30 protein-coding genes are annotated in these 25354 nt (G+C 42.0%); 2 read left to right on the top strand and 28 right to left on the bottom strand.

Translation table 11 applies throughout. The features are described from left to right. Nucleotides 1-4: 4 nt before the first annotated feature. Nucleotides 5-907, bottom strand: coding sequence for a phosphate butyryltransferase (gene yqiS, locus HNR63_RS10400; protein WP_181520647.1), 903 nt, complete (start codon nucleotides 905-907; stop codon nucleotides 5-7). A 127-nt stretch (nucleotides 908-1034) separates the two neighbouring features. Further along, nucleotides 1035-3101: a sigma 54-interacting transcriptional regulator gene (locus tag HNR63_RS10395; RefSeq protein ID WP_181520646.1), complete on the bottom strand. Its 2067-nt coding sequence runs from the start codon at nucleotides 3099-3101 to the stop codon at nucleotides 1035-1037. Nucleotides 3102-3224: 123 nt separating this feature from the next. Between HNR63_RS10395 and HNR63_RS10390 the strand changes: the two genes are divergently transcribed. Continuing rightward, entirely contained in the window at nucleotides 3225-3479 is a 255-nt protein-coding gene (locus HNR63_RS10390; protein ID WP_021095261.1) for a DUF2627 domain-containing protein, read from the top strand. Here HNR63_RS10390 and HNR63_RS10385 read toward each other — a convergent pair. Next, on the bottom strand, nucleotides 3471-4205 hold the full coding sequence (locus HNR63_RS10385; protein ID WP_181520645.1) for a glycerophosphodiester phosphodiesterase: 735 nt from the start codon (nucleotides 4203-4205) through the stop codon (nucleotides 3471-3473). The two genes, HNR63_RS10390 and HNR63_RS10385, sit on opposite strands and share 9 nt — an antisense overlap. 55 nt (nucleotides 4206-4260) lie before the next feature. Here HNR63_RS10385 and HNR63_RS10380 point away from each other — a divergent pair, with 55 nt between their 5' ends. Beyond that, complete coding sequence (locus HNR63_RS10380) at nucleotides 4261-4407, top strand: YycC family protein (RefSeq protein ID WP_021095259.1); 147 nt, start codon at nucleotides 4261-4263, stop codon at nucleotides 4405-4407. A gap of 17 nt (nucleotides 4408-4424) precedes the next feature. Here HNR63_RS10380 and spo0A read toward each other — a convergent pair whose 3' ends face one another. From spo0A to HNR63_RS10255, 25 genes are all read right to left on the bottom strand, one after another. Next, nucleotides 4425-5204 (bottom strand): sporulation transcription factor Spo0A, encoded by a 780-nt coding sequence (gene spo0A, locus HNR63_RS10375; RefSeq protein WP_009373870.1) that lies wholly within the window; start codon nucleotides 5202-5204, stop codon nucleotides 4425-4427. A 216-nt stretch (nucleotides 5205-5420) separates the two neighbouring features. Continuing rightward, nucleotides 5421-6698 (bottom strand): SpoIVB peptidase, encoded by a 1278-nt coding sequence (gene spoIVB, locus HNR63_RS10370; RefSeq protein ID WP_181520644.1) that lies wholly within the window; start codon nucleotides 6696-6698, stop codon nucleotides 5421-5423. A gap of 113 nt (nucleotides 6699-6811) precedes the next feature. Beyond that, on the bottom strand, nucleotides 6812-8542 hold the full coding sequence (recN, locus tag HNR63_RS10365; RefSeq protein WP_181520643.1) for a DNA repair protein RecN: 1731 nt from the start codon (nucleotides 8540-8542) through the stop codon (nucleotides 6812-6814). A gap of 18 nt (nucleotides 8543-8560) precedes the next feature. After that, nucleotides 8561-9010, bottom strand: coding sequence for a transcriptional regulator AhrC/ArgR (ahrC, locus tag HNR63_RS10360; RefSeq protein ID WP_021095256.1), 450 nt, complete (start codon nucleotides 9008-9010; stop codon nucleotides 8561-8563). A 93-nt stretch (nucleotides 9011-9103) separates the two neighbouring features. Then, entirely contained in the window at nucleotides 9104-9946 is an 843-nt protein-coding gene (locus tag HNR63_RS10355) for a TlyA family RNA methyltransferase (RefSeq protein WP_181520642.1), read from the bottom strand. A 3-nt stretch (nucleotides 9947-9949) separates the two neighbouring features. Further along, nucleotides 9950-11842 carry a 1-deoxy-D-xylulose-5-phosphate synthase gene (dxs, locus tag HNR63_RS10350; RefSeq protein ID WP_085789622.1) on the bottom strand — a complete coding sequence of 631 codons (1893 nt, stop codon included), beginning with the start codon at nucleotides 11840-11842 and terminating at the stop codon, nucleotides 9950-9952. Nucleotides 11843-12014: 172 nt separating this feature from the next. Further along, nucleotides 12015-12887: a polyprenyl synthetase family protein gene (locus HNR63_RS10345; protein ID WP_181520641.1), complete on the bottom strand. Its 873-nt coding sequence runs from the start codon at nucleotides 12885-12887 to the stop codon at nucleotides 12015-12017. A 3-nt stretch (nucleotides 12888-12890) separates the two neighbouring features. Continuing rightward, nucleotides 12891-13103, bottom strand: a complete 213-nt coding sequence (locus HNR63_RS10340; protein ID WP_009373880.1) for an exodeoxyribonuclease VII small subunit — start codon at nucleotides 13101-13103, stop codon at nucleotides 12891-12893. Then, a complete protein-coding gene (gene xseA, locus HNR63_RS10335; RefSeq protein ID WP_343047719.1) occupies nucleotides 13100-14449 on the bottom strand; it encodes an exodeoxyribonuclease VII large subunit in 1350 nt (449 codons plus the stop codon). Before xseA ends, HNR63_RS10340 begins: the two co-directional genes overlap by 4 nt. A 14-nt stretch (nucleotides 14450-14463) precedes the next feature. Continuing rightward, nucleotides 14464-15315: a bifunctional methylenetetrahydrofolate dehydrogenase/methenyltetrahydrofolate cyclohydrolase FolD gene (gene folD, locus HNR63_RS10330; protein WP_085788952.1), complete on the bottom strand. Its 852-nt coding sequence runs from the start codon at nucleotides 15313-15315 to the stop codon at nucleotides 14464-14466. A gap of 23 nt (nucleotides 15316-15338) precedes the next feature. After that, on the bottom strand, nucleotides 15339-15725 hold the full coding sequence (gene nusB / locus HNR63_RS10325) for a transcription antitermination factor NusB (protein ID WP_021095250.1): 387 nt from the start codon (nucleotides 15723-15725) through the stop codon (nucleotides 15339-15341). 121 nt (nucleotides 15726-15846) lie between these two features. Further along, nucleotides 15847-16242, bottom strand: a complete 396-nt coding sequence (locus HNR63_RS10320) for an Asp23/Gls24 family envelope stress response protein (protein WP_021095249.1) — start codon at nucleotides 16240-16242, stop codon at nucleotides 15847-15849. Between the two features lie 22 nt (nucleotides 16243-16264). Then, nucleotides 16265-17617 (bottom strand): acetyl-CoA carboxylase biotin carboxylase subunit, encoded by a 1353-nt coding sequence (accC, locus tag HNR63_RS10315; RefSeq protein WP_021095248.1) that lies wholly within the window; start codon nucleotides 17615-17617, stop codon nucleotides 16265-16267. A gap of 13 nt (nucleotides 17618-17630) precedes the next feature. Then, complete coding sequence (accB, locus tag HNR63_RS10310) at nucleotides 17631-18131, bottom strand: acetyl-CoA carboxylase biotin carboxyl carrier protein (protein WP_181520640.1); 501 nt, start codon at nucleotides 18129-18131, stop codon at nucleotides 17631-17633. A gap of 190 nt (nucleotides 18132-18321) precedes the next feature. Further along, the gene (locus HNR63_RS10305; protein WP_021095246.1) at nucleotides 18322-18885 is read right to left on the bottom strand and encodes a SpoIIIAH-like family protein; all 564 of its coding nucleotides are present in this window, start codon (nucleotides 18883-18885) and stop codon (nucleotides 18322-18324) included. 12 nt (nucleotides 18886-18897) lie between these two features. Beyond that, nucleotides 18898-19464: a stage III sporulation protein AG gene (gene spoIIIAG, locus HNR63_RS10300; protein ID WP_181520639.1), complete on the bottom strand. Its 567-nt coding sequence runs from the start codon at nucleotides 19462-19464 to the stop codon at nucleotides 18898-18900. 6 nt (nucleotides 19465-19470) lie between these two features. Next, nucleotides 19471-20040: a stage III sporulation protein AF gene (gene spoIIIAF, locus HNR63_RS10295; RefSeq protein WP_021095244.1), complete on the bottom strand. Its 570-nt coding sequence runs from the start codon at nucleotides 20038-20040 to the stop codon at nucleotides 19471-19473. Nucleotides 20041-20056: 16 nt separating this feature from the next. After that, nucleotides 20057-21217: a stage III sporulation protein AE gene (gene spoIIIAE / locus HNR63_RS10290; protein ID WP_021095243.1), complete on the bottom strand. Its 1161-nt coding sequence runs from the start codon at nucleotides 21215-21217 to the stop codon at nucleotides 20057-20059. A 4-nt stretch (nucleotides 21218-21221) separates the two neighbouring features. After that, nucleotides 21222-21608, bottom strand: a complete 387-nt coding sequence (gene spoIIIAD / locus HNR63_RS10285; RefSeq protein ID WP_181520638.1) for a stage III sporulation protein AD — start codon at nucleotides 21606-21608, stop codon at nucleotides 21222-21224. Between the two features lie 21 nt (nucleotides 21609-21629). After that, nucleotides 21630-21836, bottom strand: a complete 207-nt coding sequence (gene spoIIIAC, locus HNR63_RS10280) for a stage III sporulation protein AC (RefSeq protein WP_004889589.1) — start codon at nucleotides 21834-21836, stop codon at nucleotides 21630-21632. A gap of 15 nt (nucleotides 21837-21851) precedes the next feature. Beyond that, nucleotides 21852-22364: a stage III sporulation protein SpoIIIAB gene (spoIIIAB, locus tag HNR63_RS10275; RefSeq protein ID WP_085788956.1), complete on the bottom strand. Its 513-nt coding sequence runs from the start codon at nucleotides 22362-22364 to the stop codon at nucleotides 21852-21854. Then, the gene (gene spoIIIAA, locus HNR63_RS10270) at nucleotides 22365-23288 is read right to left on the bottom strand and encodes a stage III sporulation protein AA (protein WP_181520637.1); all 924 of its coding nucleotides are present in this window, start codon (nucleotides 23286-23288) and stop codon (nucleotides 22365-22367) included. 13 nt (nucleotides 23289-23301) lie between these two features. After that, nucleotides 23302-23574 (bottom strand): YqhV family protein, encoded by a 273-nt coding sequence (locus tag HNR63_RS10265; RefSeq protein WP_021095240.1) that lies wholly within the window; start codon nucleotides 23572-23574, stop codon nucleotides 23302-23304. Nucleotides 23575-23715: 141 nt separating this feature from the next. Next, the gene (gene efp, locus HNR63_RS10260; protein WP_181520636.1) at nucleotides 23716-24273 is read right to left on the bottom strand and encodes an elongation factor P; all 558 of its coding nucleotides are present in this window, start codon (nucleotides 24271-24273) and stop codon (nucleotides 23716-23718) included. Nucleotides 24274-24291: 18 nt separating this feature from the next. Further along, nucleotides 24292-25353 (bottom strand): M24 family metallopeptidase, encoded by a 1062-nt coding sequence (locus HNR63_RS10255; protein WP_181520635.1) that lies wholly within the window; start codon nucleotides 25351-25353, stop codon nucleotides 24292-24294. Nucleotide 25354 lies beyond the last annotated feature (1 nt).

The raw sequence follows: 25354 nt of genomic DNA, 5'->3' as shown, positions 1-25354 counted from the left end.
CTTGTTATTCGTTCGTTGCACAAATGGCTAATGCTAGTGAATACAATTTACTTTCTGCTGAATCCGCGCGCGATGTTAATACAATTGGTGCTTTCGCGCCAGCAATGATCGCTCCGACTTGCGCGCGGGCAAAATAAACGAGCGACTTATATAGCACATTTCCCGTTTCAATGTTCGGTACAACTAAAATATCAGCATGTCCTGCTACCGAACTTTGAATGCCTTTATGTTGGGCTGATTCAACGGAAATGGCATTATCTAAAGCGAGCGGGCCATCGACGATGCAATCTTTTAGCTGTCCGCGTTGATTCATGAGCGACAACGCTGCTGCATCAATCGTAGCTGGCATCGCTGGATTCACAACTTCAACAGCGGCGAGCGGCGCAACTTTCGGTGTATGAATGCCAATCGCTTTCGCCACTTGCACCGCATTTATAATAATTTCTGTTTTTTGTTGCAAATCAGGCGCAATGTTCATCGCGGCATCTGTGACGAGAATCGGCCGTCCATAATGTGGCACATCAAACAAAGCAACATGTGACAAAACTCGACCTGTGCGAAGTCCATATTCTTTATTGAGCACCGCTTTTAAAATCGTTGCTGTCGGTACGTTCCCTTTCATTAAGACGCTTGCTTCTTTTTCATGTACCGCTTTGACGGCCATGTGAGCTGCTTCTTCTTTTGTCGAAGCATGAACGATGCGAATGGCATCGCGATTTTCGTCTTGAACATATTCGGGAACAAGACGCGATAAAACGGATTCATCGCCATATAAAATAAATCGCCCGAATCCTGCTTGTAACGCTTGTGCGACTGCTTTTAACACCTCTTCGTCTTCAGCTGCCGCAACAGCTATGGTTGCTTCAGGAAATTGGGTTGCTTTGGTGATTAACGATTGTAGCTTCATCTCATCTGCTCAACCCCTTTGTTTTTTCGTCACCTTTTATTCTTGCAAAAACCATGCCAACTTTTTTGTTATTGAAAACGCTTTATTTTATTTATTTTTCGTTGCAACTTTTTGCATACTATGAACATTATTGCATGCTTTTTTTATCAAGTCCATACTTTTCAAGCTTGTAGTATAAATTTCGAATCGAAATGCCTAGTTGTTTGGCAGCTGCGGTTTTATTTCCTTGGCACGCTTGCAAAACGTTCTCAATGACTTTCGCTTCGTATTGCTCCACGAGCTCGTTTAGCGGTTTATGCCCATAAGGCAATTCATGGGACGAAAGATGTTCTGGCTCTTTCGATTTGTGCAACAATGAAATATGCTTCCGTTCAATGACCACTTCATTATATTTCATAAAAATCATCGCGCGTCCTAGTACGTTTTCTAGTTCACGTACATTTCCCGGCCAATCGTACGATAGTAAATAAGCAAGGGCATCATCCGTAATTCCTTCCACATTGCGCCCGTAATCTTGATTTAGTTTTTGTATGAGCCGTTCACATAACGCAGGAATATCTTGCTTTCGTGCACGCAACGGAGGAATGTAAATCGGCATGCGATTGAGCCGATAATATAAGTCTTCACGAAATGTTCCGTCGGCAATCGCTTTTTCCAAGTGAACATTCGTCGCAGCAATGACGCGCACATTAATTGGAATAGGCTTCGTGCCACCGACGCGCACAATTTCTTTTTCTTGTAACACACGCAACAATTTCGCTTGCATATTGGCGGATAATTCGCCAATCTCATCTAAAAAAATGCTTCCGTTGTTCGCTTCCTCAAACAATCCTTTTTTCCCTCCGCGTCTTGCGCCTGAGAACGCCCCTTCCTCGTAGCCGAACAATTCACTTTCAAGCAACGATTCGGAAATGGCGGCGCAGTTTACACGAACAAATTTATGATATTTTCGATCACTAGCATTATGAATGGCGTGGGCAAACAGTTCTTTCCCTGTTCCCGACTCCCCGCGAAGCAAAATCGTTGCAGGTGTTTTCGCCGCTAATTTCGCTTGTTCAATCGCTAACATCATCTCTTCTGATGTGCCGACAATATCATCAAATGAGTATTTTGCCTCTAATGTACGAATAATTTGGCGGGCGCGTTGTAACTCAGAAGTCAACTGTTCAATTTCTGATACATCATGAATGACACCGACGCTTCCTTTTAACATGCCGTCGACGATAATTGGCGCAACATTAACAACGACATCGCGCTTTTTCGGACCGACTTTCATGCGCACTCCTCTGACCGGTCGCCGCGTTTTCAACACTTTCATATGCATGCTTTCTCCTTCAGAAATGTCCGCTGTCGCCGGTTTTCCGATCACTTCTTCTTCTGATAACCCCGTTAATTTTGTATATGCAGGATTAATTAAAATGCCGTTACCGTATTCATCAACAACAGAAATCGCTTCTTCTGAAGAGTGAATAATCGCTTCTAACATCGTGCGAATTTCTTTTAAATTCGTTACTTCTTCTGCTAGATGGACAACTTCTGTAATGTCTTTAAATACGGCAAAAGCACCAAATAATTTTCCAGTTTCATCAATAAGCGGGATGCGTGTCGTAATCATTTTTTTTCCGTTTTCTAATATTAGTTCTTGATTCAACTCCACTTCTCTCGTTTGTAATACACGCGGCAATCCGCTAGCTGGAATAACACGCAAAATATGCGTACCAATGACTTCTTTTTTTCTTTTTCCAATCATTTTTTCTGCGCTCGGATTCATATGAGTGACAAAACCACGTTCGTCAATGACGATCATTCCGTCATGCGTAGAATGAAAAATTAAATCATGTTTCGTTGTTGCTGTTTTTAACGTCGCAATGAGTTGCTCTTTTTCTTCCACAAGCTGCGCAATAATGTAAGCGATATCACCAGGAATAACGACCGTATGCCCCGGACTTTCTTTGCGCAACGCAGTAAACACTTCATCATCTCCTGTGACCTCAACGATAATGTCAAGATCATCTGTTAACACATCGCGCCAATGTTTGCTCGTTTCGATCCCCATGTCGCGCGCAGCTTTTATCCCAGGGGCATCTTCGTTTCGATCCACAATTGCCACGACATCCATCAATTTCGTTTCATGAAACATTTTTAATAATGCACTTCCACCTTTGCCTGCCCCAACAATTAATACTTTTTTCATTCCCATCACCTATTCGTTTGCAATTTTTTGCAGACGCTTTCATCATACATTGTTTTTCTCTTCTTGACAAACAAACAAAAACATTTATGATGAAAACAGAACGAATGGAAAGGGTTTTGTTTTATGCAGCGAATGATCGCCCTACTTATTTTACTAATTCCAGGATTTATCGCAGCGCTAGGGATTAAATGGATGCGCGATACGGTGTTTGGCATTTTACACGCACCGATCCCTTCACTTGTCATTCAATTTTTGCTCGGTTTATTTTGTTTTATCATCGGTCTTAGCTTTATTGCAGGATTTATTTTGCACCGCGATCGAAAACGAAACAAAGTGCAACCACGTTTTCAAAAAAAGAAACGCTTCGATTCACAATGATCGAAGCGTTTTTTCGCGCACGTTTTTTGCTTTTTCGGGAAAATCTGTAAATATCCCATCAACTTCATATTGAAACATCGTTTTCATCTGTTCTTCTTTATTGATTGTAAAAGGACGAATGAGCAATTGATTGGCATGAGCTGCTTCAACAAACAATCGATCTACAGCGCGATGATACGGATGAAGCGCCAAAGCGTGTAAAGTATGGGCATAATCCCACGGCTGATGCAATTTTTCCATATATAGTAGCGCTGTTTCAATATGAGGAGCTAATTGATGACATGTTGCCATACTTTCATGGTTAAACGATGAAAAAATGACGCGCGATGCTAAACGATACTGCTCGACAAGTTCAATTGTTTTTTCTTCTAGTCGTTCGTAAGGTACAAGATTGTTTTTTAATTCTATATTAATAAGCAACGACGTTTGTTGTGCCCACTCAAGCACTTCTTGTAACGACGGAATCGGACAAAATCCGTATTGTTTAAATTTATAGTTGGCGTTTAATTTTCGTAATTGCCGATACGTCATTTGTCCAACCCATCCTGTTCCGTCTGTCGTCCGATTGACTGTTTCATCATGAATGACGACGACGACTCCGTCTTTTGAAAGTTGTACATCAAGTTCAATCCCGTCCGCATGAACACGTGCTGCTTCTATAAAAGAGGCCATTGTATTCTCTGGATGCGTCCCAGCTGAACCGCGATGAGCAAAAATATGTGTCATCCTTTTCCCACCTTTAAAAACGTTTTATACTTAACATATGAAAGGAGTGGAACTCATGCGACCGTTACAAATTTCGTTAGAAACAGCGCAAAAGCTCGCTAAAGCATTGAACGTGCCGCTGGAACAAATTATGCACATGCCTCAGCACATATTAGTCCAAAAATTGCTTGAAGTCGAAAAAAACGAGCAACAAAAAAGGTAGTCGCCCGACTACCTTTTTTAACTTGCTTTATGTTCAAGTCTTAACCGATCTGCAACCATCGCAATAAATTCTGAGTTTGTCGGTTTCGCTTTTGACATGCTGACCGTATGGCCGAACAAAGAAGAAATGGATTCTAAGTTTCCGCGGCTCCATGCCACTTCAATCGCATGACGAATCGCTCGCTCTACGCGACTAGCTGTCGTATTATATTTTTTCGCAATGTCTGGATAAAGAACTTTTGTAATCGATCCGAGCAACTCGACGTCGTTATACACCATCGCAATCGCTTCGCGTAAATATAAATATCCTTTAATATGGGCTGGGACACCAATTTCGTGAATGATGTTTGTAATGCTCGCATCTAAATTTTTTGGCTTGCCGTCGCGAATTGGCGAAAGAAGCGGTCGTTTGAATACCGCTGGTTTTTTGCCACATACTTGACGAATTTGATTCACTAAATGTTCGATATCAAACGGCTTTAAAATAAAGTAGGAAGCGCCGAGTTCAACCGCTTTTTTCGTTACATCTTCTTGTCCAAACGCCGTTAACATAATGACGTTTGGCAATGGCTGTTTCATCATGCGCAACTTTTCTAGCACAGCTAAACCGTCTAAATGCGGCATAATAATGTCGAGAACGAGAACATCTGGATCGCGATCGCGCAACAATTGCAAGCAATCTTGCCCGTTATATGCAACGCCAATGACTTCCATATCTCCTTGGCTTGTAATGTATTCTTCAAGCAAATGCACTAATTCTCGGTTATCATCTACAATGCAAACTTTTATTGTACTCACGAAATCTTCCTCCCTAAAGCAATGATCTTTTGTCACATACGTGCTTAATTCGACGCAATGGACAAAAATCCTTTTTTCTTTGCAAAATTAGTCAAATAATTTATATTTTTCATAAAACACGTGTGCACGTTTTTTCTTTCATTTTACACTACATGTTTACGCCGTGTCATGATAAAATATGACAAATTGCGTGGAAAAACAAAAAGCAAGCCAATATTAGCTCGCTTTTTGTTCGCTTTTATCATAAATGTTAATTCCGGCTTCGTGCAACATCCATTCAATGTGCACACCGTACCCAGATGTCGGATCGTTGACAAATACATGCGTCACAGCCCCAACGAGTTTTCCATCTTGAATAATCGGGCTCCCACTCATCCCTTGAACGATACCACCTGTTTTTTCTAACAAACGTGGATCGGTCACTTTAATGACCATTCCTTTTGTCGCAGGGAATTTTTGCGGAGTAACACTCACGATTTCAACATCAAACGCCTCGACACGATCTTGTTCGACGACGGTTAATATTTTTGCCGGTCCTTTTTTCACATCTGTCGATAAAGCAATCGGCATCGGTTTATCAAAAATACCGTTTTGAATCGGCTGTGAAAGCTTACCGAAAATACCGAACGGGCTGTTTGTTTTAATGTCACCAATCACTTGTTTATCGCTTGAAAATCTCGCTAATTTTTCACCTGGACTTCCATTTCTCCCTTTATCAATGGCCGTTACCGTCGATTTGACGATCGTTCCATCACGAACGACGATCGGCTTTCTCGTATCCATATCAGAAATGACATGTCCGAGCGCCCCGTATATATTTGATTTCGGATCAAAAAACGTCATCGTTCCAATTCCTGCCGCTGAATCGCGAATGTACAATCCGATGCGATACGCTTGATCATGTTTATCTTTTAATGGGGTCAAGGTCGTTTCAAACGTATGACGATCACGCGCAACAGTGAGTCGTAAAGGTTTGCCTGTTTTCCCCGCTTCTTCAATAAACGGAGAGACATCTGTCATCTTTTCGATTTTTTTTCCATTGATATGTGTAATGGCGTCTCCGACTTGAATGCCAGCCGTTTCACCGGGGGATTGTTTTCCTTGTTCCGTCTCCACTAAATGATGGCCGACGACAAGAACTCCAACTGTATTTAATTTCACACCAATCGATTGACCGCCAGGAACGACTTTAAAATCCGGTAATACTTTTACGTTTACTTGTTTAATCGGGAATCCTGCCATTTGTAAAATGACATCGCTTTCTCCGACATGTTCCCCACTAATCGCTAATTTTTCTTTTTGCTGAACAGAAACAGCGCCTGTCGTTATCGTTTGAACAGAACCAAATACAGGTACATGAGCCGTTTGTCCTTGAAATAACATAAGTTGTTTCGGAATGTTTACATATTTTTGAAATGGTGTTGCCATACTTAGAACGATAAAAGAAACAAGGAGAAATGCACCTATTCCTTTTCTTAATTTGTCAAAATCCAAAGTCTTCACTCTCCTCGTTCCTACGTACACACCGAATCCTACACTATTTAATGTTGCCTGAAACAAATGAAATATAACCGAATAAAACGAAAAAACAATGCCAATGTTGGTATTCATACTGTTTCATTTTTGATTTTTTCCGCTAATTGTAACAACTCACGTGCATGCTGTTTCGTCAGTTCCGTAATTTCCACCCCAGAAATCATCCGGCTTATTTCGTTAATTTTTTCTTCTTCGTTTAACGCCTCGACAGTTGTTTTTGTCCGTCCATCGATCGTTTCTTTTGCGATAAATAAATGCGTATCTGCCATCGCTGCAACTTGCGGCAAGTGCGAAATGCATAATACTTGAGAATGACGTGCGACGCGATAAATTTTTTCCGCAATGGCTTGAGCGACGCGCCCACTTACTCCTGTATCTACTTCATCAAAAATAATGGATGTCACACCTTGATGTTTAGAAAAAATACTTTTCAAAGCAAGCATCATGCGCGATAACTCCCCACCCGATGCCACTTTCGCAAGCGGCTTTAACGGTTCTCCAGGGTTTGTCGAAATGTAAAACTCAACTTCATCCATTCCGTTTGCCTGCAACTTGACAGGTGTTCCATCGAGCAGCGGATCATCGTACGATCCTTGACGTTTTCGAAAAACGACATCAAACGTCGTTTTTTCCATGTATAAATCTTTTAGCTCTTGATGAATGTCATCGATGAGTTGTTTCGCATATTGCATGCGCAATTCGCTAATATGTTTCGCTTCAACGAGCAAATCAGCCGTAATGGATTGAAGTTCAGTCTGTAATTTATGAATATGATCGTCGCGATGTTGAATCGTTTCAATTTCTTCTTCCACTTTTGCAGCGTACTCTAAAATGTCACGCACCGTTTGACCGTATTTTCGTTTTAAATGATTAATTTCATTTAAGCGACTTTCAATTTCGTCAAGTCGAAGCGGATCGTATTCTAACTGATCTAACTGTTCACGTAGTTGATGAGCGACTTCTTCTAACAAGTAATAACAATTCGATACAACTTCTTGAGCTCGTTTCACTGATGCATCGATATCGCTCACATGATCTAAATGGTTCATCGCTAATCCAATCCAATCTAGTCCACGTTGCTCCCCATAAAGCGCCTCATAACTGCTTTGTAACGCCTCGTATATTTTTTGGAAGTTAACGATTTTTCGGCGTTCTTCCATCAGCCGTTCATCTTCATCTATTTGCAAATCTGCTTTTTGAATTTCATCTAACTGAAATGTTAACAAATCTAATCGATGTGCCATTTGTTGCTCATTTTCATTTAATTTTTGCAGTTGGCGCTTCACTCGTTCATATGTAGCATATAATGCTCCGTATTCTTCTAACGCATCACGAATATGCTCGCCCCCATATTCGTCTAATAAGTGTAAATGTTTACTTTCATCGAGCAACTCTTGATGCTCATGTTGCCCGTGAATATCGACGAGCGTTGAACCAATTTCGCGCAACGTCGCAATCGTTACTAATTTTCCATTGACCCGGCAAACGCTTTTTCCGTTTACTGTTAGCTCCCGTCGAAGCACAATCATGCCGTCGCTTATATCGATGCCGAGTTCCGCACATTTGCTATAACACGGATGGTCATCTTGTTCAAGCAAAAACAATCCTTCAATTTCCGCTTTTGTTTCCCCGTATCGAACAAACTCTGCGGAACCTCGTCCGCCAATTAATAAATGAATCGCATCAATAATAATCGATTTTCCCGCTCCCGTTTCCCCTGTTAAAACCGTTAATCCTTTTTCAAACGAAAGCGAGAGCGATTCAATAATCGCAAAATTTTTAATGGATAACTCTGCTAACATGTCACATTCACACCTTTATTACAGCATGTCCAACAATCGTTTAGAAATGACTTCTGTATCTTCTGGCGTGCGGCAAATAATTAAACACGTATCATCGCCACAAATCGTTCCAACAATTTCATCCCACTCTAAATGATCAAGAAGCACACCAATGGCATGCGCATTGCCCGGCAACGTCTTCATGACAAGCAAATGACCAGCTCCATCAATTTTCACAAATGCATCCATCAACGCTCGCTTTAATTTTTGCAGCGGATTAAACCGTTGATCGGCAGGTAGGCTATATTTATACCGCCCATCCATCATTGGGACTTTCACTAAATGAAGTTCTTTAATGTCTCGAGACACGGTTGCTTGTGTCACGTTAAAGCCTTCTTTGCGCAACATATCAACAAGTTCATCTTGTGTTTCAATCTCATGATTTGAAATAATTTCACGAATTTTAATATGACGTTGTCCTTTATTCAACGAAAACACCTCTTTCGCGTGTATAACATATGCATATTTATACTTCTATGTTACCGAACGATAGACGGGCAAACAAGAGGGAATAACCGATCGTTATTCCCCCGCATGTTCTTTATTTTCTTTCAGTTCGTCATGCGCCCTAGCAACAACTTCTTCTGGAGAAACCGTCAAGCGATTTTCTCCTACTTCTTTGCCTTCCCAACGTAAATGAAGTAAAAATTCAATATTGCCACCACCGCCTGTGATCGGCGAGTGCGTTAATCCGATGATATCGTACCCTTCTTGTTGAGCAAATGCCGTAATCGTATGCAGCACGTGGACGTGAACGCGCGCATCGCGAACGATTCCTTTTTTTCCAACGAACTCTTTTCCCGCTTCAAACTGTGGCTTGACTAAAGCGACAACATCGCTATGCGGCACTAAAATCGTCTTTAAAACAGGGAGAATGAGCTTTAATGAGATAAACGACACGTCAATTGTTGCAAAGTTTGGCAAGCCGTGCTGAAAGTCGCTCGGCGTCACGTAGCGGAAGTTTGTCCGCTCCATTACAACAACACGCTCATCTTGACGCAGTTTCCACGCGAGCTGATTGTATCCGACATCAAGAGCGTACGACAACTTTACCCCGTTTTGCAACGCACAGTCTGTAAACCCACCGGTCGATGCACCAATATCGAGCATCACTTTATCTTCGACATGAAGCGAAAACGCTCGTAACGCTTTCTCGAGTTTCAGTCCCCCGCGACTGACATATGGGATCGCATGTCCTTTCACCGTCAGCGGAATGTCAACAGGTACTTTTTCTCCCGGTTTATCAAGCCGCATTTCATTCGAATATACAAGACCGGCCATAATCGCCCGTTTCGCTTTTTCACGCGTTTCAGCCAATCCACGTTCGACAAGCAATACATCTAAACGTTCTTTCTTCCCTTTCATCTCTCATGCCCTTTTTCTTTTTTTCGGAGTTAATAAACAAATGCGTTCCATCACATGTTCTGTCGTCAATCCAATTTCTTCTAGAAGTTGCGACACGCCACCATGTTCAATAAAACGGTCCGGAATACCCATTCGATCAATGGTCGCTCCATGATATCCATGATCATGAGCAAATTCGAGCACCGCGCTACCAAATCCGCCTTGAAGCACTGCTTCTTCAATCGTGAGTAATGGCATATTTTTTTGTAGTAACGTGTGCAACATTTGTTCATCTAGCGGCTTAATAAAACGAGCATTGACAACTTGTACAGAAATGCCGTCATTCGCTAGACGCTCAGCCGCTTGAAGTGCCATCGGAATCGTCGTACCAAACGTTAAAATGGCAGCGTCTGTTCCTTCACGCAACACTTCCCATGTGCCAATCGGAATGTTTTTTAATTGTTTATCCATCGGCACACCGAGACCGTTGCCACGCGGAAAACGCATCGCAATCGGTCCGTCATCGTATTGAATGGCTGTATATACCATATGTTGCCCTTCATTTTCATCTTTTGGCATCATTAATACGATGTTTGGAATGTGACGTAAAAAGGCGATATCAAACACTCCTTGATGCGTTTCTCCATCAGCACCAACAAGCCCCGCTCGGTCGATTCCAAGAAACACGTTTAAGTTTTGGCGACAAATATCGTGAACGACTTGGTCATACGCACGTTGTAAAAAAGTTGAATAAATCGCCAAAAACGGTTTCATCCCTTGCGTGGCTAAACCGGCAGCCATCGTCGCCGCATGTTGTTCAGCGATACCGACGTCATACATGCGCTCTGGAAATTCACTTGCAAACCCTTCTAATTTTGATCCAACCGGCATGGCTGGTGTAATGGCAACAATGCGCGGATCTTTGCGCGCTAATTTACGCACCGTTTCGCTAACGAGCGCGCTCCAAGAAGGAGCAGACTGCTTGGATTGGATGAAATCACCCGTTTCAATTTTATACGGTCCCGTTCCGTGCCACGTTCCCACTTTATCGTTTTCTGCTGGGTGGTACCCTTTTCCTTTTTTCGTAATGACGTGAACAAGAACAGGCCCTTTCGTCTTTTTCGCATAATGTAAAGTTTCAAATAAATCTTCAAAATGATGACCATCCACCGGTCCAAAATACGTAAAACCTAACTCTTCAAAAAACACGCCTGAAACGAGCAAATACTTAATGCTATCTTTCACTCGTTCCGCTGTTGCTGCAAGCTTTCCACCGACAGCTGGAATTTTCTTTAATAACATTTCTAATTCATCTTTTACCCAATGGTACTTCCCTGCTGTACGCAGACGCCCAAGCACGTTGTGAAGCGCACCGACGTTTGGAGCAATCGACATTTCGTTATCGTTTAAAATAACGATGATGTCTTTTTTCTCGTGTCCGATGTGGTTTAACGCTTCTAGTGCCATTCCGCCTGTTAATGCTCCATCTCCAATAATCGGAACGATATATTCGTCCGTCCCTTTTAAATCGCGCGCAATCGCCATTCCCATGGCTGCGGACAACGACGTCGAGCTATGCCCCGTTTCCCATACGTCGTGTTCACTTTCACTTCGTTTCGGAAAACCACATAACCCTTTATATTGCCGCAACGTATCAAACTGATTTGCACGCCCCGTTAAAATTTTATGCACGTACGATTGATGTCCAACGTCCCAAATGAGCTTATCTTTTGGGCTGTCGAACACTTTATGGAGCGCAATCGTCAATTCGACGACCCCTAAATTCGGTCCAATATGTCCACCTGTTTTTGATAATTTTTCGATTAAAAATTGTCGAATTTGCTCACTTAATTGAACGAGCTGTTCGTTTGACATGTGCTTTAAAAATTTCGGATTTTGAATCGCTGTAACATCCAACGCGACCACTCTCTTTCATGTAAGCTATCACAACTTATATCATACAGCTTTTTGTATTTTTAATTATACAAGCAAACATGTTTACACGCAAAAAAGAGCCGCTTACACGAACGTGTGAACGGCTAACATTTCTTTTCCACTATATCACATGTTGCTTCTTTCCTCAATGCTATTAATGATCGCGCGTTTCGATGACATCGCAAATGTAATGTAATAGCGGTGCATCGATTTCAGCTTCGTGAAGAAGTGTGCGCGCTTCTTTCATATGGTCATGAAGTTTTTTCTTTGCTCCATCAAGCGTCAAAAGAGAAGGATACGTCGATTTATCATTTTCGATGTCGCTTCCTACTTTTTTCCCGATTTTTTGCTCGTCTCCTTCAATGTCTAAAATGTCGTCACGAATTTGAAACGCTAAACCGAGATGATCGGCAAACGCTGTTAACAATGTTAATTGTCGTTCCGTTGCTTCTCCTAATATTGCACCTGCCCGAACGCTGTATTGCAACAACTTTCCCGTTTTATGGCGGTGAATGTATTCTAGTTGCTGCAAACTAATCGTTTTCCCTTCGCCTTCAAGGTCAGCTACTTGTCCCCCGACCATTCCTTCCGGTCCAGCGGCTTTCGCTAATTCCGAAATAAGACGAACTTTTACATCTGGTGAAATCGCTTTGTCATCTGCTACAACTTGAAAAGCGTATGTCAGCAGCGCGTCGCCCGCTAAAATGGCGTTCGCTTCACCGAACACTTTATGGTTTGTCGGCTTACCGCGCCGTAAATCGTCGTTATCCATACTTGGCAAATCATCATGAATGAGCGAATACGTATGAATCATTTCGAGCGCACAGGCAGTTGGCATGCCGATGTGTACTGGCTTCTGAAACGCATGTAACGTAGAAAGTAATAAAAGAGGACGAATGCGTTTTCCACCTGCTTGCAACGAATATAACATCGCCTCTTTGATCGTTTGAGGCGCTTGTAACGATTCAATATACGCCGGAAGCTGCTGTTCGATTTGTGATTTATATTGTCGCAATAACGATTCCAATGTTTACTCCTCCTGCACCGTAAACGGTTCAAGCTGTCCATCTTCTCGTAAAATAAATTCCATTTGCTTTTCTACTTGTTGTAGTTTGTCATGACAAAACTTCGACAATTTCATTCCCTCTTGGAAAAAGTGAATCGCTTCTTCTAGCGGAACGTCCCCTTCTTCTAACTTTTGCACAATTTCTTCAAGTTTACTCATCGCTTCCTCAAATGTCATACTTCTTCCTCCTCAATATTCGAAACAATGCAATGTGCACGTCCATCTTGAAAACGGATATGAACGCGATCCCCTTTTTGCAGTTGTTTCACTGTCTTAATGAGCGCTTCCTGCTCATCGTATGCGAGGCTATATCCGCGCTCCATAATTTTTAGTGGACTGAGCGCATCAAGTTTTCCCATCGCCGTGGCAAGCGACCATTTTTTTTGTTTGATTATATCGTTCATATAGCGAACGATCGTCTGTTCTAACGTGCGGACACGATCGACCGCTTTTTCGACTCGCGATTGTGGATGATGAGCAAATAACGTAAGCTGCAATTGTTGAAGCTTATGTTCTTTTTGTTTGAACATATCGTTCATTTGTCTTTGCAATCGATCAACAAGCATATCTAGCTGTTGTTCTTTTTGTTCATATAACCGTTTCGGATAGCGAAACGCATACGATGAACGTAACGATTGCAGCCGTTTTTGTTCCGCGTTCATTCGCTCTTTCATCGCTCGAATGAGGCGAGCTTGTTGGTCCGATACACGCGAAAGCAAATCAGCGATATGCGGCACAGCAAGCTCTGCTGCCCCCGTTGGCGTCGGTGCTCGCAAATCGGCAACAAAGTCAGCGATCGTATAATCCGTTTCATGTCCGACAGCAGAAATAATCGGAACGCGCGAATGAAAAATCGCCCGCGCCACAATTTCCTCATTAAACGCCCAAAGCTCTTCGATCGAGCCGCCACCACGACCGACGATGAGCACGTCGATATATCCGATGTCATTCGCTTTTTGAATCGATTGAACGATCGATAACGGAGCTTGTTCCCCTTGAACGAGCGTCGGAAACAAAATGACTTTCGCTAGCGGATAACGGCGACGAATCGTCGTTAAAATATCGCGAATGGCCGCTCCCGTTGGCGAGGTCACCACGCCAATATGTTGCGGAAATTTCGGAATCGGCTTTTTATGTTCCTTAGCAAATAATCCTTCTTGTTCTAGTTTCTTTTTTAATTGCTCATATGCTAAATACAGCGCGCCAACACCATCTGGCTGCATCTCTTTTACATATACTTGATACGTTCCGCTCGGCTCATACACAGAAATTTCACCGCGGACAAGTACAGTCATTCCATTTTCCGGCTTAAACGTTAACTGTCGATTATATCCCGCAAACATGACCGCTTGAATGCGCGCTTGTTCGTCTTTTAAAGTAAAGTACATATGCCCACGCGAATGATATGTAAAGTTTGAAATTTCCCCTTTAATCCATAAATCTTGCAAATGAGGGTCAACTTCAAATTTCCGTTTAATGTATTTCGTTAACGCTGCAACTGTTACATATCTCATTTCTGCCACAAAAATAACCTCGCTTATTTATGTAGTTCCCGCGCAGCTTGTATCGTGTTGTGCAACAACATCGTAATCGTCATTGGTCCAACTCCTTTTGGCACCGGAGTAATGTAGCTTGCTACTTCTTTTACATCGTCAAAATCGACATCCCCACACAATTTTCCGCTTTCTAATCGATTGACGCCAACGTCGATCACAATTGCTCCTTCTTTCACATATGGTGATGTAATGAGCTTCGGTTTGCCGACGGCGACGATTAAAATATCCGCTTGGCGCGTGATCGCCGCTAAATCGTTTGTGCGCGAATGACAATATGTGACCGTTGCATGTTCGCGTAAAAACAGCTGTCCAACCGGTTTACCGACGATATTGCTGCGACCGACAACAACGACATGTTTTCCCGCAATATCGACTTGCAAAGATTGAACCATATATAAAATGCCGTACGGTGTACAAGGCAAAAACGTTTTCTGCCCCGTCATCATTCGTCCAATATTTAGCGGATGAAACCCATCGACATCTTTTTCTGGCGCAATCGCTTCAATGATATGTAGTTCATTCATTTGTTTTGGTAGCGGCAATTGAACTAAAATACCGTGCACCGATTGGTCTTCATTTAAACGAGCGATTTGCTCTAGCAAAAACTCCTCAGATATGTCGCTTGGAAAAGTAAGTAAAATCGAGCGAATGCCAATTTCTTCACATGCTTTTTGCTTCGCTTTTACATACGATTGTGAAGCGGGATGATCTCCAACGAGGATGACCGCTAATGCGGGCTCAATGCCTTGTTGTTTTAACTGCTCGACTTCTTTTGCTAATTGTGCGCGTTTTTCTTTCGCTAGTTCAAAACCGTTAATGATTTGTGCTGCCATAAATCCTTCTCCCCCTTATTTGTTTAAGACAATGTTTCTTTTATTTTCGCAAGTACGCCGTTAATAAAGCGACTTGATTTTTCATCGCCAAACACTTTTGCTAATTCAATCGCTTCATCCATGCTTACATTGAACGGGATGTCATCCATATATTTCATTTCAAATACAGCCATGCGTAAAATGGAACGATCGACATTCGCCACGCGCTCTAATGTCCATTTTTCTAAATGTTGACGCAATAAGTCGTCAATTTCTTTTTGATGTTCCACCACGCCGAAAACAAGCATTTCCATAAATGGATCGGTCTCTTCTTCAGCGACGTTTGCAATCGCCGCATGTGGTTCAATGCCTCCCACGTCGATTTGAAACAATGCTTGCAACGCTTTTTCTCTTGCTGTATGCCGTTTCATGACCAAAACCCTTTCTATTCGTAATGTCGAAAATTATACCATGATCATAACACATTTCGACGAAAGAAAACACTCACCCATCGAAAAAGGGCGATCTCATAAACGAGATTGCCCCTTTTCTTTACTCGACTTCTGCCTCTGCTTTGGACGATTCGAATTGAACGCCAACAACATGAACGTTCACTTCCGCTGTCTCTAATCCTGTCATCGTCAGCAACGCTTGGCGGACGTTTTCTTGAATTTTTTGCGAAACCGTCGGAATCGATACGCCAAAATTCATTACACAATAAATGTCAATGACAATCCCGCGGTCCGTTAAGTCGACTTTTACGCCTTTACCGTGATTTTTTTTCCCTAATCGCTCAACGACACCTGCTGCAAAATTACCGCGCATTTGCGCTACCCCTTCAATTTCAGACGCCGCAATCCCTGCGATGACTTCAATCACTTCCGGTGCAATTTCTACCTTCCCTAAGCTGTTATGGCCGTTTTCCATTTCTAATACATGTTCAGACATAACGGATTCCCTCCTTATATCATTAAGAGTTCATTACATCGTATGTTTCTAAAAACTTTGTATTAAAGTTTCCTTCGACAAATTTTTCATGATCAAGCAATTTTAAGTGAAATGGAATTGTCGTATGAACTCCTTCAATAACAAATTCACTTAAAGCCCGTTTCATGCGGGCAATCGCTTCTTCGCGCGTCGGTGCGTGAACGATCAGTTTGGCGATCATCGAATCATAATATGGCGGAATCGTATAGCCTGGATAAGCAGCTGAATCTACCCGTACTCCAAATCCACCTGGCGGCAAGTACATTTGTATTTTTCCGGCCGATGGCATAAAGTTTTTCGCAGGGTTTTCCGCGTTAATTCGGCATTCGATAGACCAACCGTTGAACGTGACATCTTCTTGCTTCAACGTCAATTTCTCACCTGATGCTACACGAATTTGCTCTTTAATTAAATCGACACCTGTCACCATTTCCGTTACTGGATGTTCGACTTGAATGCGCGTGTTCATCTCCATAAAGTAAAATTGGCGATTGCGATAGTCGTAAATGAATTCGACCGTTCCTGCTCCCGTATACTGCACAGCTTGCGCTGCTTTGACAGCTGCTTCTCCCATCTTTTGACGCATTTCTTCATCAAGCACAGGAGATGGTGTTTCCTCCAACAGTTTTTGTAAACGTCGTTGAATTGTACAATCGCGCTCGCCGAGGTGAATAACGTTTCCATATGAATCTGCTAACACTTGAATTTCAACATGTCGGAAATCTTCAATGTACTTTTCAATATATACACCCGGATTTCCAAAAGCAGTGGCCGCTTCTTGTTGCGTAATCGTAATTCCTTTTCTAAGCTCTTGCTCATCTCGAGCGACGCGAATTCCTTTTCCGCCTCCACCTGCGGTTGCCTTAATAATAACAGGATACCCTATTTCATTCGCTAGTGCAATCGCTTCATCGATACTTTCAATAATTCCTTGCGAGCCGGGAACGATCGGCACACCAGCTTGTCTCATCGTTTCACGTGCAACATCTTTCGTTCCCATTTTTGTAATCGCTTCCGGACTCGGCCCGACAAACGTTACATTACATTCCCGACAAAGCTCAGCAAAGTCTGCGTTTTCAGCTAAAAATCCGTATCCCGGATGAATAGCATCGCACCGAGTTAATGTTGCCACGCTCATCATATTTGTGAAATTCAAATAGCTTTCTTTAGACGTTTTCGGACCGATACAATATGCCTCGTCCGCCATTTGAACATGAAGCGCTTCACGATCCGCTTCAGAAAATACAGCGACCGTCTCGATGCCAAGCTCTTTGCACGCCCGAATAATCCGAACAGCAATTTCCCCACGATTGGCAATTAACAATTTTTTTATCATAACTATCGCTCCTTTATTCAGGCTTCACAAGGAATAAAGGTTGTCCATATTCAACGAGCTGGCCGTTTTTCACAAGCACTTCTACAATTTCTCCATCGACTTCTGCTTCAATTTCATTAAACAACTTCATCGCTTCAACAATACATACAATTGTATCTTTTTTCACTTTATCACCAATTTTCACGTACGGTGCAGCGTCTGGTGATGGCGCTGCATAAAACGTACCGACCATCGGCGATGTAATTGTATGTAAGTTTTCTGTTGCAACAACTTGTTTTTCCGGCTTTACTTCTTCTTTCACTTCTACCTTTTCAACAGCTTGTGCCACCGGTGCTTGTTGTTGAACAACAGCTGTTTGCGGCACGTCTACTTTTGGTGTAGCAACAACAACTTGTTCCGTTGCTCCAGCTTTTTTCATTTTAATTTTTGAGCCATCATGTTCATAGACGAACTCAACAATGTTTGACTCGTTTACTAATCGGATTAATTCGCGAATTTCTTGGATTTTCAACATTGACTTACACCCCTCGCCCCATCATTTGTAGAAAAAGATTATACAATACCATGATACGACACACCTTTTCCATTATTCAATAAAATGATAAGAAAATGTTAGAAAATTTATATCTGGTCATAAAAACAATTATTATTATATAGTATTATAAAATTCGTTTTCAACCGAAAAAAAATAACCGGGAAACCGGTTATTTTTGGAAACGAACAGCTACATCTTGTACGCGGCCGATCTCGCTTTGAACGAGCTGAATAATTTCGTTCGCTGCTTTTTTCGAATGTTCTTTTGCTTTCACTGTAATATGCACTTGATTTTCATGGACACGAACAAGCGCATCGTCGTATCCTTTCGATTTAATTAACGTTTCTAGCACCGCTTCTTTTTCTGCAATATTCGATAGTTGTTGTAATTGATCGATCGCTTTACTTTTTTCTTCCGCAGATACGTTATTGGAAGCGACAATCGCATTCAACTCTTGGCGCAACTTGCTTCGTTCATCTTCAATTTCAAGGCGAAGGGCTGTAAATAAATCATCGCTTGCTGTATTCGTTTGTTCAACTGTGACTTCTTCTCCGTTGGCAACTTCTTCTTTCATTGCTTCATCCGTTGGTTTTAAGTCCTTTTCATTGTTTGCTTCCTCTTTTTGCTCGAATGCCACTTGTTCTGTCACTTGAGGGCTTGTGACATAATACACCGATAAGACGACAACTAAACTAAACATTGTTAATAACCAAACCGTTTGCTTTTTCAACATATGTTCTCCCCCTTACTTTTTTGGTAAAACAGCGACGCGATGGCTCGGAACGTTCAACGTTCGCGTCACTGCTTCGACAATCCATTTTTTCACTTGTACTTGATCGGCTCCTTTTGCCACAACAAGCACACCACGAATGGCTGGCTTTTTCGTTTGTAAAACGAGCGGTGTTTCTTCGTCCCCTTTGCGTACGATCACGATTTTTTCGTCTGTGGATTCATCTTCAATTTGACGTTTTCCACCTTCTTTATCTTCTTCCATCGTTCGTTTTTTCTGAACGGTTGCATTTTTTTCGAGTACGTTTTGTTCCGTTGCATCGACATTGACGATCACTTTCACTTCACCAACGCCAACAATCGCTTCAAGCGCTTCTTTTAATTGTTGTTCATATCGCTCTTCATAGTCTGCAATTTGCTTTAATTTTTTGTCTTCATCTGTTTGACGAAATACAGTTTGAGTTGTTTCTTGTTGAACGCGTTTTGCTGGCGAAAAGTTGAACACATTGCCAAAGATCATAAATGATAAGCCGATGGCTAAAAGAATGGCAATCAGTAAGTTTTTTTCAATCCATTGTTTCACCCCTCCCTACTCCCTCCTTTCAAGATGAATCGTAATCATCTGTGGATCTACTCCCCACATTTGTGCTAAAAAGCGGGCAATGTCGTCGTGTTTTTCTGTAATCGACGGCGAAGATGGAATGCGAATCGGTTTAACAACAGAAGTCGTTTCTTCTGCTAACTCCACCGTAATCGCCTCAATCTGAGGGGGGATTTGTTCCGACTCCCCAATTGTTAATGAAATGTCCGTCACCGTTAAACCATATGTGCGCATCAACTCCTCAGCCGCTATGTTCTTTAGCTGGACAGCCATTTGTTCTAAAATATATGCACGTTGTGAGGCTTGTATTTCTTTTTTCTTTTTTTCAATGTCATTTTCAAGCGTTGCATGTTGTTGTTGCTGAATTGAGGCAAACCATGTATTTACATCCCCATGAAATAACCGAAGAAGCGGAGAAAATAAAATGAAAATAAACAATAAACCGACAACCATCTTGACGTATTTTTGAAATGAACCGTTTGGCAAAATGAGTTCAATGACAACGGCGAGCAAGATGAATGTAATGATATGGGAAATCCACTCAGTCAACAGTCCCACAACGTCTATTCTCCTTTCAGCGAACCATCATCGTTAAATTTCCTGCTGCAATAATAACCGTCATGCTTAAAAAAAACATAAGCGATACAATCACGAGGGCGGTGAGTACATACATCATGCTTTTGCTGATCACGCTCAAGCAAGAGATAACGATGCCTCCCCCCATCGGTTGCAATATCGCAGCAGCTAGCTGATAAATGAGAGCGATGACTAAAATTTTGATCGCTGGAAACGCTGCAATAAGAAGCAATAAAGTGACACCGAACAAGCCGACTGTATTTTTTAATAAGACGGAAGCGGTCACAACTGTATCTGCCGCATCCGTAAACATTCGCCCGATAATCGGAATAAAGTTTCCTGCCACAAATTTAGCTGCTCGTATCGCAATCCCATCGGCAATAGCTGTTGTTGCGCCCTTGACGGACAATACACCGAAAAAAATGGTGAGCATCACACCAAGTGAACCGATGCTAATGTTGCGCAACAAATCTGCTAATTTTGTTACTTTATAATGTTCGCTCAATAAACTAACAATGCTTAAAATCGTTGCTAAAAATAGAAGCGGCAATGAAAAATGTTCAATGATCGTTCCTGTGATATTCATAAAAAACAACACAATCGGATGAAAAAAAGCTACGGATACAACGCCGCCTGATGACGCCATAAGCGCAAGTAAAATCGGTAAAAGGGCGATCATAAAACTCGTCATCGTCTGAATGGCTTCCTTTGCGTACGTGACAGCAACGTGAAAGCTGTTTAACGCAATAATCATCAGCACCATATAAACAACCGCATGTGCGACTTTGCTGACAGCATGATGCGAAAACGCGTTTTGTAGCGATTGTAAAAATAAACTAAATACCGTTAATAAAATCAGTGTGCCAAGCAATTTTCCGTTTGCCATCAGCTCGTACAATAAAAATTTCATAAACGCCTGCAACCATTCACTGAGCGATAGTTGTTTCTCACCGTTTATAAACTGCCAAAAAGATCCTTTTTGACTTTCAGGCAATAATCCTCCATACTGTTGCACGATATGATCCCAATATTGTTTAATAGACTCCACACCAACTTGTTCAGCTTGTTGTTTGACGAATTCATTTGTTGGCGGTGATGCTTGTACAACGGAAGGCAAGAAAAAAAGGAGAAAGAAAAATAAAATGGGAGCGCGCCTCATGTCATCACCCCTTCATCGGAAGAAAGCTTAAAATCGTTTCAATAAGAGCTGTTAAAATTGGGATGGCCATTGCTAAAATTAAAATTTTTCCACCTAGTTCAATTTTTCCAGCAATCGCTCCTTGCCCGGCATCTTTAGAAATTTGTGCACCAAACTCAGCAATATATGCGATGCCAATAATTTTTAATATCGTTTCAACGTATACCGTTTGAACGTGCGCTTCATTTGCTAACGTTTGAACCATGCGAAAAATGTCTTGAATGCGATCAATTAAAAATAAAAAAATAACTGTTCCGACAAAAACGGTCAGCAAAAGTGAAATATTCGATTTATGTTCGTTTAAAATCGTTACTAAAAACGTGGCGATAAGCCCAAGCCCGACAATTTGCAAAATATCAATGGGTACTCCCTCCTAACTTTGAAACAAAAAAACAGATTTAATTTTTTGAAATAAATCTTGAACGATCGAAATGACTAAAAACAAAATATAAATAAATCCTAGCAGCGTCACCCATTGAGCATATTCCTTCTTCCCAAATCCTTCTAAAACGGTATGCAAAAAAGCAACGACAATGCCTACGCCAGCAATGCGAAAAATTAAATCTACGTCAACACCCATTTTGAATGTCCTCCTCTATATGAGTAAAAGCACGATGAGAATGCCGGTTAATACCCCTAAACTTTTCATCATTTTTTCATACCGTTGCTGTTTTTCCATGGCATCTCCTTCTTCTCGCTCTAAATGCACCATCGTTAAACGAATGTAATTTTGTTGAATTTCATGATCGTACTGTCCAAGCGTCTCGCCAAACTGTTTCATAATCTCAAACTCTCCTTCTTTTAAGGCGGTCATTTTCCATACTTCATGCAAGCTTTCTTCCCACGCTTGGCGAGCGTTCATCGTTCCTTTTTGCAACTTATGCGCAAACGATTCAAACAACCATGATAACGGTCGCGATAGTTGCTGTGATAATCGAAGGGAAGCGTCCATTAACGGTGTATGCCCGTACATAATTTCTGCTTCCAACGACTGCAACGCCATTTTTAATTGGCGCAACTGTTTTGTGCGCTCTCTTAAAAGTCGCGACGCTTCAAATCCTGACCATGTCGTTGCTAATATAATACATATCGCTCCAATCCATTTCATTCACATCACGCCCATCTTTCGATATATATCGCGCCCATGTGAATCACGAATCGCTTGAATCGTTCCTGGACGTCCGACATTTGTTAATTCAACAAATCGTTCAAATATAGCTTGTTCCATAATCGGACGCAGCGCTGGACGTTTCACGATGTCAGCCATATGGCGACCGTGCGCTGTCATAAATAAGCCAACTCCTGCATGAACCGCTTCCAAAATGGCCGTACAATCCGCTTCACTTCCAATTTCATCAACAATTAAAACGTCTGGGCTCATCGAACGGATCATCATCATCATCCCTTCCGCTTTCGGACATGCATCGAGCACATCGACGCGATAGCCGAATGTAAATTGCGGAATGCCTTTGACACAGCCGGCAATTTCTGATCGTTCATCGACGATGCCAACTTTTTGAGGAGCAATACGCCGATCTGTCACCCCGCTGCTGACGATGCGTGCAATATCACGAAGGAGCGTTGTTTTTCCTGTTTGAGGTGCACCGATAATCATCGTATTGAGCCATCGTCCATCGTATAAATAAGGGAGAAGGGGAACAGCCATGCCGATTTGCTGCCGAGCCATTCGAATATTGAACGATGTAATATGTCGAATCGCTTTTACTTTTCCGTCTTCTACAATCACTTTTCCAGCTAAACCGACGCGATGTCCACCTTGAATAGTAATGTAGCCTTTTTTCAGCTCTTCTTCGATTGTGTAGAGAGAATATTGGCTTAATTTATTTAATAGTTCGATTCCTTCTCCCATTTGTACGACATGCGGACATATGTACGATCTCCCACCAGCAATGACTTCAAGCGGTCGTTCAATACGAATGCGAATTTCTTCAATCGTAAACCGAGAAGCGATAGGCAATGATTGAATCGCATGAACGATCCCCTTAGGCAATAGATCAAACACCGCTTTCATCCTCTTCCCTCCCTTACTTCACGACATAAATACCGATTAATATACATACAACCCCAGCACCAATCCATACGAGCTTAAACAATGACAGCTCGTTTGCCACTGCAACAAGACCAATCATCATAACGACTAAAAAAATGGTCGGACCAACGACAGCAAGCAACGTATTGACAGCAATCGCTTTTTTTACATCATTGAGCGACAACATGACAATCGCTGCACATAATTCAATGGCTGCAGATAAAAAACGTAAACTCGCCATCGTCCAAACAGTTGCATCAATTTTCATCGCATCCTCCTTGTACAACGGTGCTAGTACAACGTATGCTGAAATAAGCGAATTCAGAAGTATAGAAAGGAAAAATTCATCAGGAAATGTGTTGCCAAAAAAAAAAAAAAATCGCCCTGCTTTTTGCAGGACGATTTTCCATTACGCACGTGATACGTATGTGCCGTCTGTTGTGTTAATGATTAATACGTCGCCTTCGTTGACGAAGAACGGAACTTGAACGACAAGGCCCGTTTCTAACGTTGCTGGTTTTGAACCGCCAGATGCTGTATCCCCTTTAATGCCTGGCTCTGTTTCAACAACTTTTAACTCAACTGTGTTTGGCAACTCGACCCCAATCGTTTCGCCTTGATACATCATAATAAATACTTCCATGTTTTCTTTTAAAAACTTTAATTCATGCTCAATTTGTTTTGCAGAAAGTTCGATTTGCTCGTACGATTCCATATCCATGAATACATGTTGATCGCCGTTTGCATATAAATATTGCATTTTACGGTTGTCGATTTGTGCTTTGTTTACTTTTTCACCCGCGCGGAACGTTTTTTCTTGAATCGCGCCAGTGCGCAAGTTGCGAAGTTTGGAACGAACGAACGCCGCTCCTTTTCCTGGTTTCACATGTTGGAATTCAATAACACGCCAAATGTCACCGTCAACTTCAATCGTTAAGCCTGTACGAAAATCGTTTACTGAAATCATGTTCATTTCCTCCTACGTCTATAAAGTAATGAGTTCTTTTGGTGAAAGAGTGAGCCGCTCATTGCCGTTTTCTGTAATAACGATGTCATCTTCAATGCGAACACCGCCTAATCCTGCTATGTAAATGCCTGGTTCGACCGTCACAACCATCCCCGGCTGTAGCACAGTATCCGAACGCATCGACAGCGCCGGCATTTCGTGCACTTCCATGCCGAGTCCATGACCTGTGGAATGCCCGAAATACTCACCAAATCCGCAAGCAGAAATGTAATCGCGTGTGAGCGCATCTGCCTCTCGCCCTGTCATTCCTGCACGAATATGTTCGACACCACGAAGCTGGGCTTGTAACACGACATCGTATATGCGTTTCAACTCATCGCTTACTTCGCCAACCGCAACGGTTCTCGTGATGTCGGAGCAGTACCCTTTATAATATGCGCCAAAATCAAGCGTGACGAGCTCCCCTTTTTCAATGACTTTCTCTGTCGCTACTCCATGTGGCAACGCTGAGCGCACACCGGATGCAACGATGATGTCAAATGATGAACTTGTCGCCCCTTGTTTGCGCATAAAAAATTCTAGCTCATTTGCCACGTCTATTTCACGCACACCCGGGCGAATAAAATCGAGAATATGACGAAAGGCGGCATCGGCAATCTCGGCTGCTTCCTTTAATATCTTAATCTCTGCTTCACACTTAATCAAGCGTAACTTTTCTACCGCACCGGAAACCGGAATAAGCGTCGCTTTGATCGCTTTTTCATATGATGAGAACGTTGCATATGAAAGATCGTCTTGCTCAAATCCAAGCTTTTGAATGCCTAATCGCTCAACTTGTTTTGCTACTTCTTCAATGAGCGTTTGCGTATGTTGCACAATTTCATATCCTTCAATTTGTCTTGTCGCTTGTTCGACATAGCGAAAATCTGTAATAAATACAGCATCTGTTTCGCTAATTAAAACGACACCAGCTGTTCCTGTAAAATTTGTCATATAGCGACGGTTATATTCGTTTGTAATAAGAAATCCATCAATGCCGTGCTCAGCAAATTGCGCACGAAGTTTTTGTACTTTATCCAAT

The sequence above is a fragment of the Anoxybacillus ayderensis genome (assembly GCF_013761015.1).
Taxonomy (GTDB): Bacteria; Bacillota; Bacilli; order Bacillales; family Anoxybacillaceae; genus Anoxybacillus; species Anoxybacillus ayderensis.
This window is presented reverse-complemented; position numbering and strand designations above follow the sequence as displayed.

Coding starts and splice junctions, on each gene's coding strand:
- spoIIIAA (WP_181520637.1), bottom strand. CDS start 23,288: ATGAAAGCGGTGTTTGATCTATTGCCTAAGGGGATCGTTCATGCGATT.
- HNR63_RS10355 (WP_181520642.1), bottom strand. CDS start 9,946: ATGAAAGGGAAGAAAGAACGTTTAGATGTATTGCTTGTCGAACGTGGA.
- accC (WP_021095248.1), bottom strand. CDS start 17,617: ATGATAAAAAAATTGTTAATTGCCAATCGTGGGGAAATTGCTGTTCGG.
- HNR63_RS10395 (WP_181520646.1), bottom strand. CDS start 3,101: ATGAAAAAAGTATTAATTGTTGGGGCAGGCAAAGGTGGAAGTGCATTA.
- yqiS (WP_181520647.1), bottom strand. CDS start 907: ATGAAGCTACAATCGTTAATCACCAAAGCAACCCAATTTCCTGAAGCA.
- HNR63_RS10320 (WP_021095249.1), bottom strand. CDS start 16,242: ATGTCTGAACATGTATTAGAAATGGAAAACGGCCATAACAGCTTAGGG.
- HNR63_RS10385 (WP_181520645.1), bottom strand. CDS start 4,205: ATGACACATATTTTTGCTCATCGCGGTTCAGCTGGGACGCATCCAGAG.
- HNR63_RS10380 (WP_021095259.1), top strand. CDS start 4,261: ATGCGACCGTTACAAATTTCGTTAGAAACAGCGCAAAAGCTCGCTAAA.
- folD (WP_085788952.1), bottom strand. CDS start 15,315: ATGGCAGCACAAATCATTAACGGTTTTGAACTAGCGAAAGAAAAACGC.
- nusB (WP_021095250.1), bottom strand. CDS start 15,725: ATGAAACGGCATACAGCAAGAGAAAAAGCGTTGCAAGCATTGTTTCAA.
- spoIIIAB (WP_085788956.1), bottom strand. CDS start 22,364: ATGAAATGGATTGGAGCGATATGTATTATATTAGCAACGACATGGTCA.
- efp (WP_181520636.1), bottom strand. CDS start 24,273: ATGATTTCAGTAAACGATTTTCGTACAGGCTTAACGATTGAAGTTGAC.
- HNR63_RS10265 (WP_021095240.1), bottom strand. CDS start 23,574: ATGAAAATTGATGCAACTGTTTGGACGATGGCGAGTTTACGTTTTTTA.
- HNR63_RS10340 (WP_009373880.1), bottom strand. CDS start 13,103: ATGACATTTGAGGAAGCGATGAGTAAACTTGAAGAAATTGTGCAAAAG.
- recN (WP_181520643.1), bottom strand. CDS start 8,542: ATGTTAGCAGAGTTATCCATTAAAAATTTTGCGATTATTGAATCGCTC.
- spoIIIAE (WP_021095243.1), bottom strand. CDS start 21,217: ATGAGGCGCGCTCCCATTTTATTTTTCTTTCTCCTTTTTTTCTTGCCT.
- accB (WP_181520640.1), bottom strand. CDS start 18,131: ATGTTGAAAATCCAAGAAATTCGCGAATTAATCCGATTAGTAAACGAG.
- HNR63_RS10305 (WP_021095246.1), bottom strand. CDS start 18,885: ATGTTGAAAAAGCAAACGGTTTGGTTATTAACAATGTTTAGTTTAGTT.
- HNR63_RS10390 (WP_021095261.1), top strand. CDS start 3,225: ATGCAGCGAATGATCGCCCTACTTATTTTACTAATTCCAGGATTTATC.
- spoIIIAC (WP_004889589.1), bottom strand. CDS start 21,836: ATGGGTGTTGACGTAGATTTAATTTTTCGCATTGCTGGCGTAGGCATT.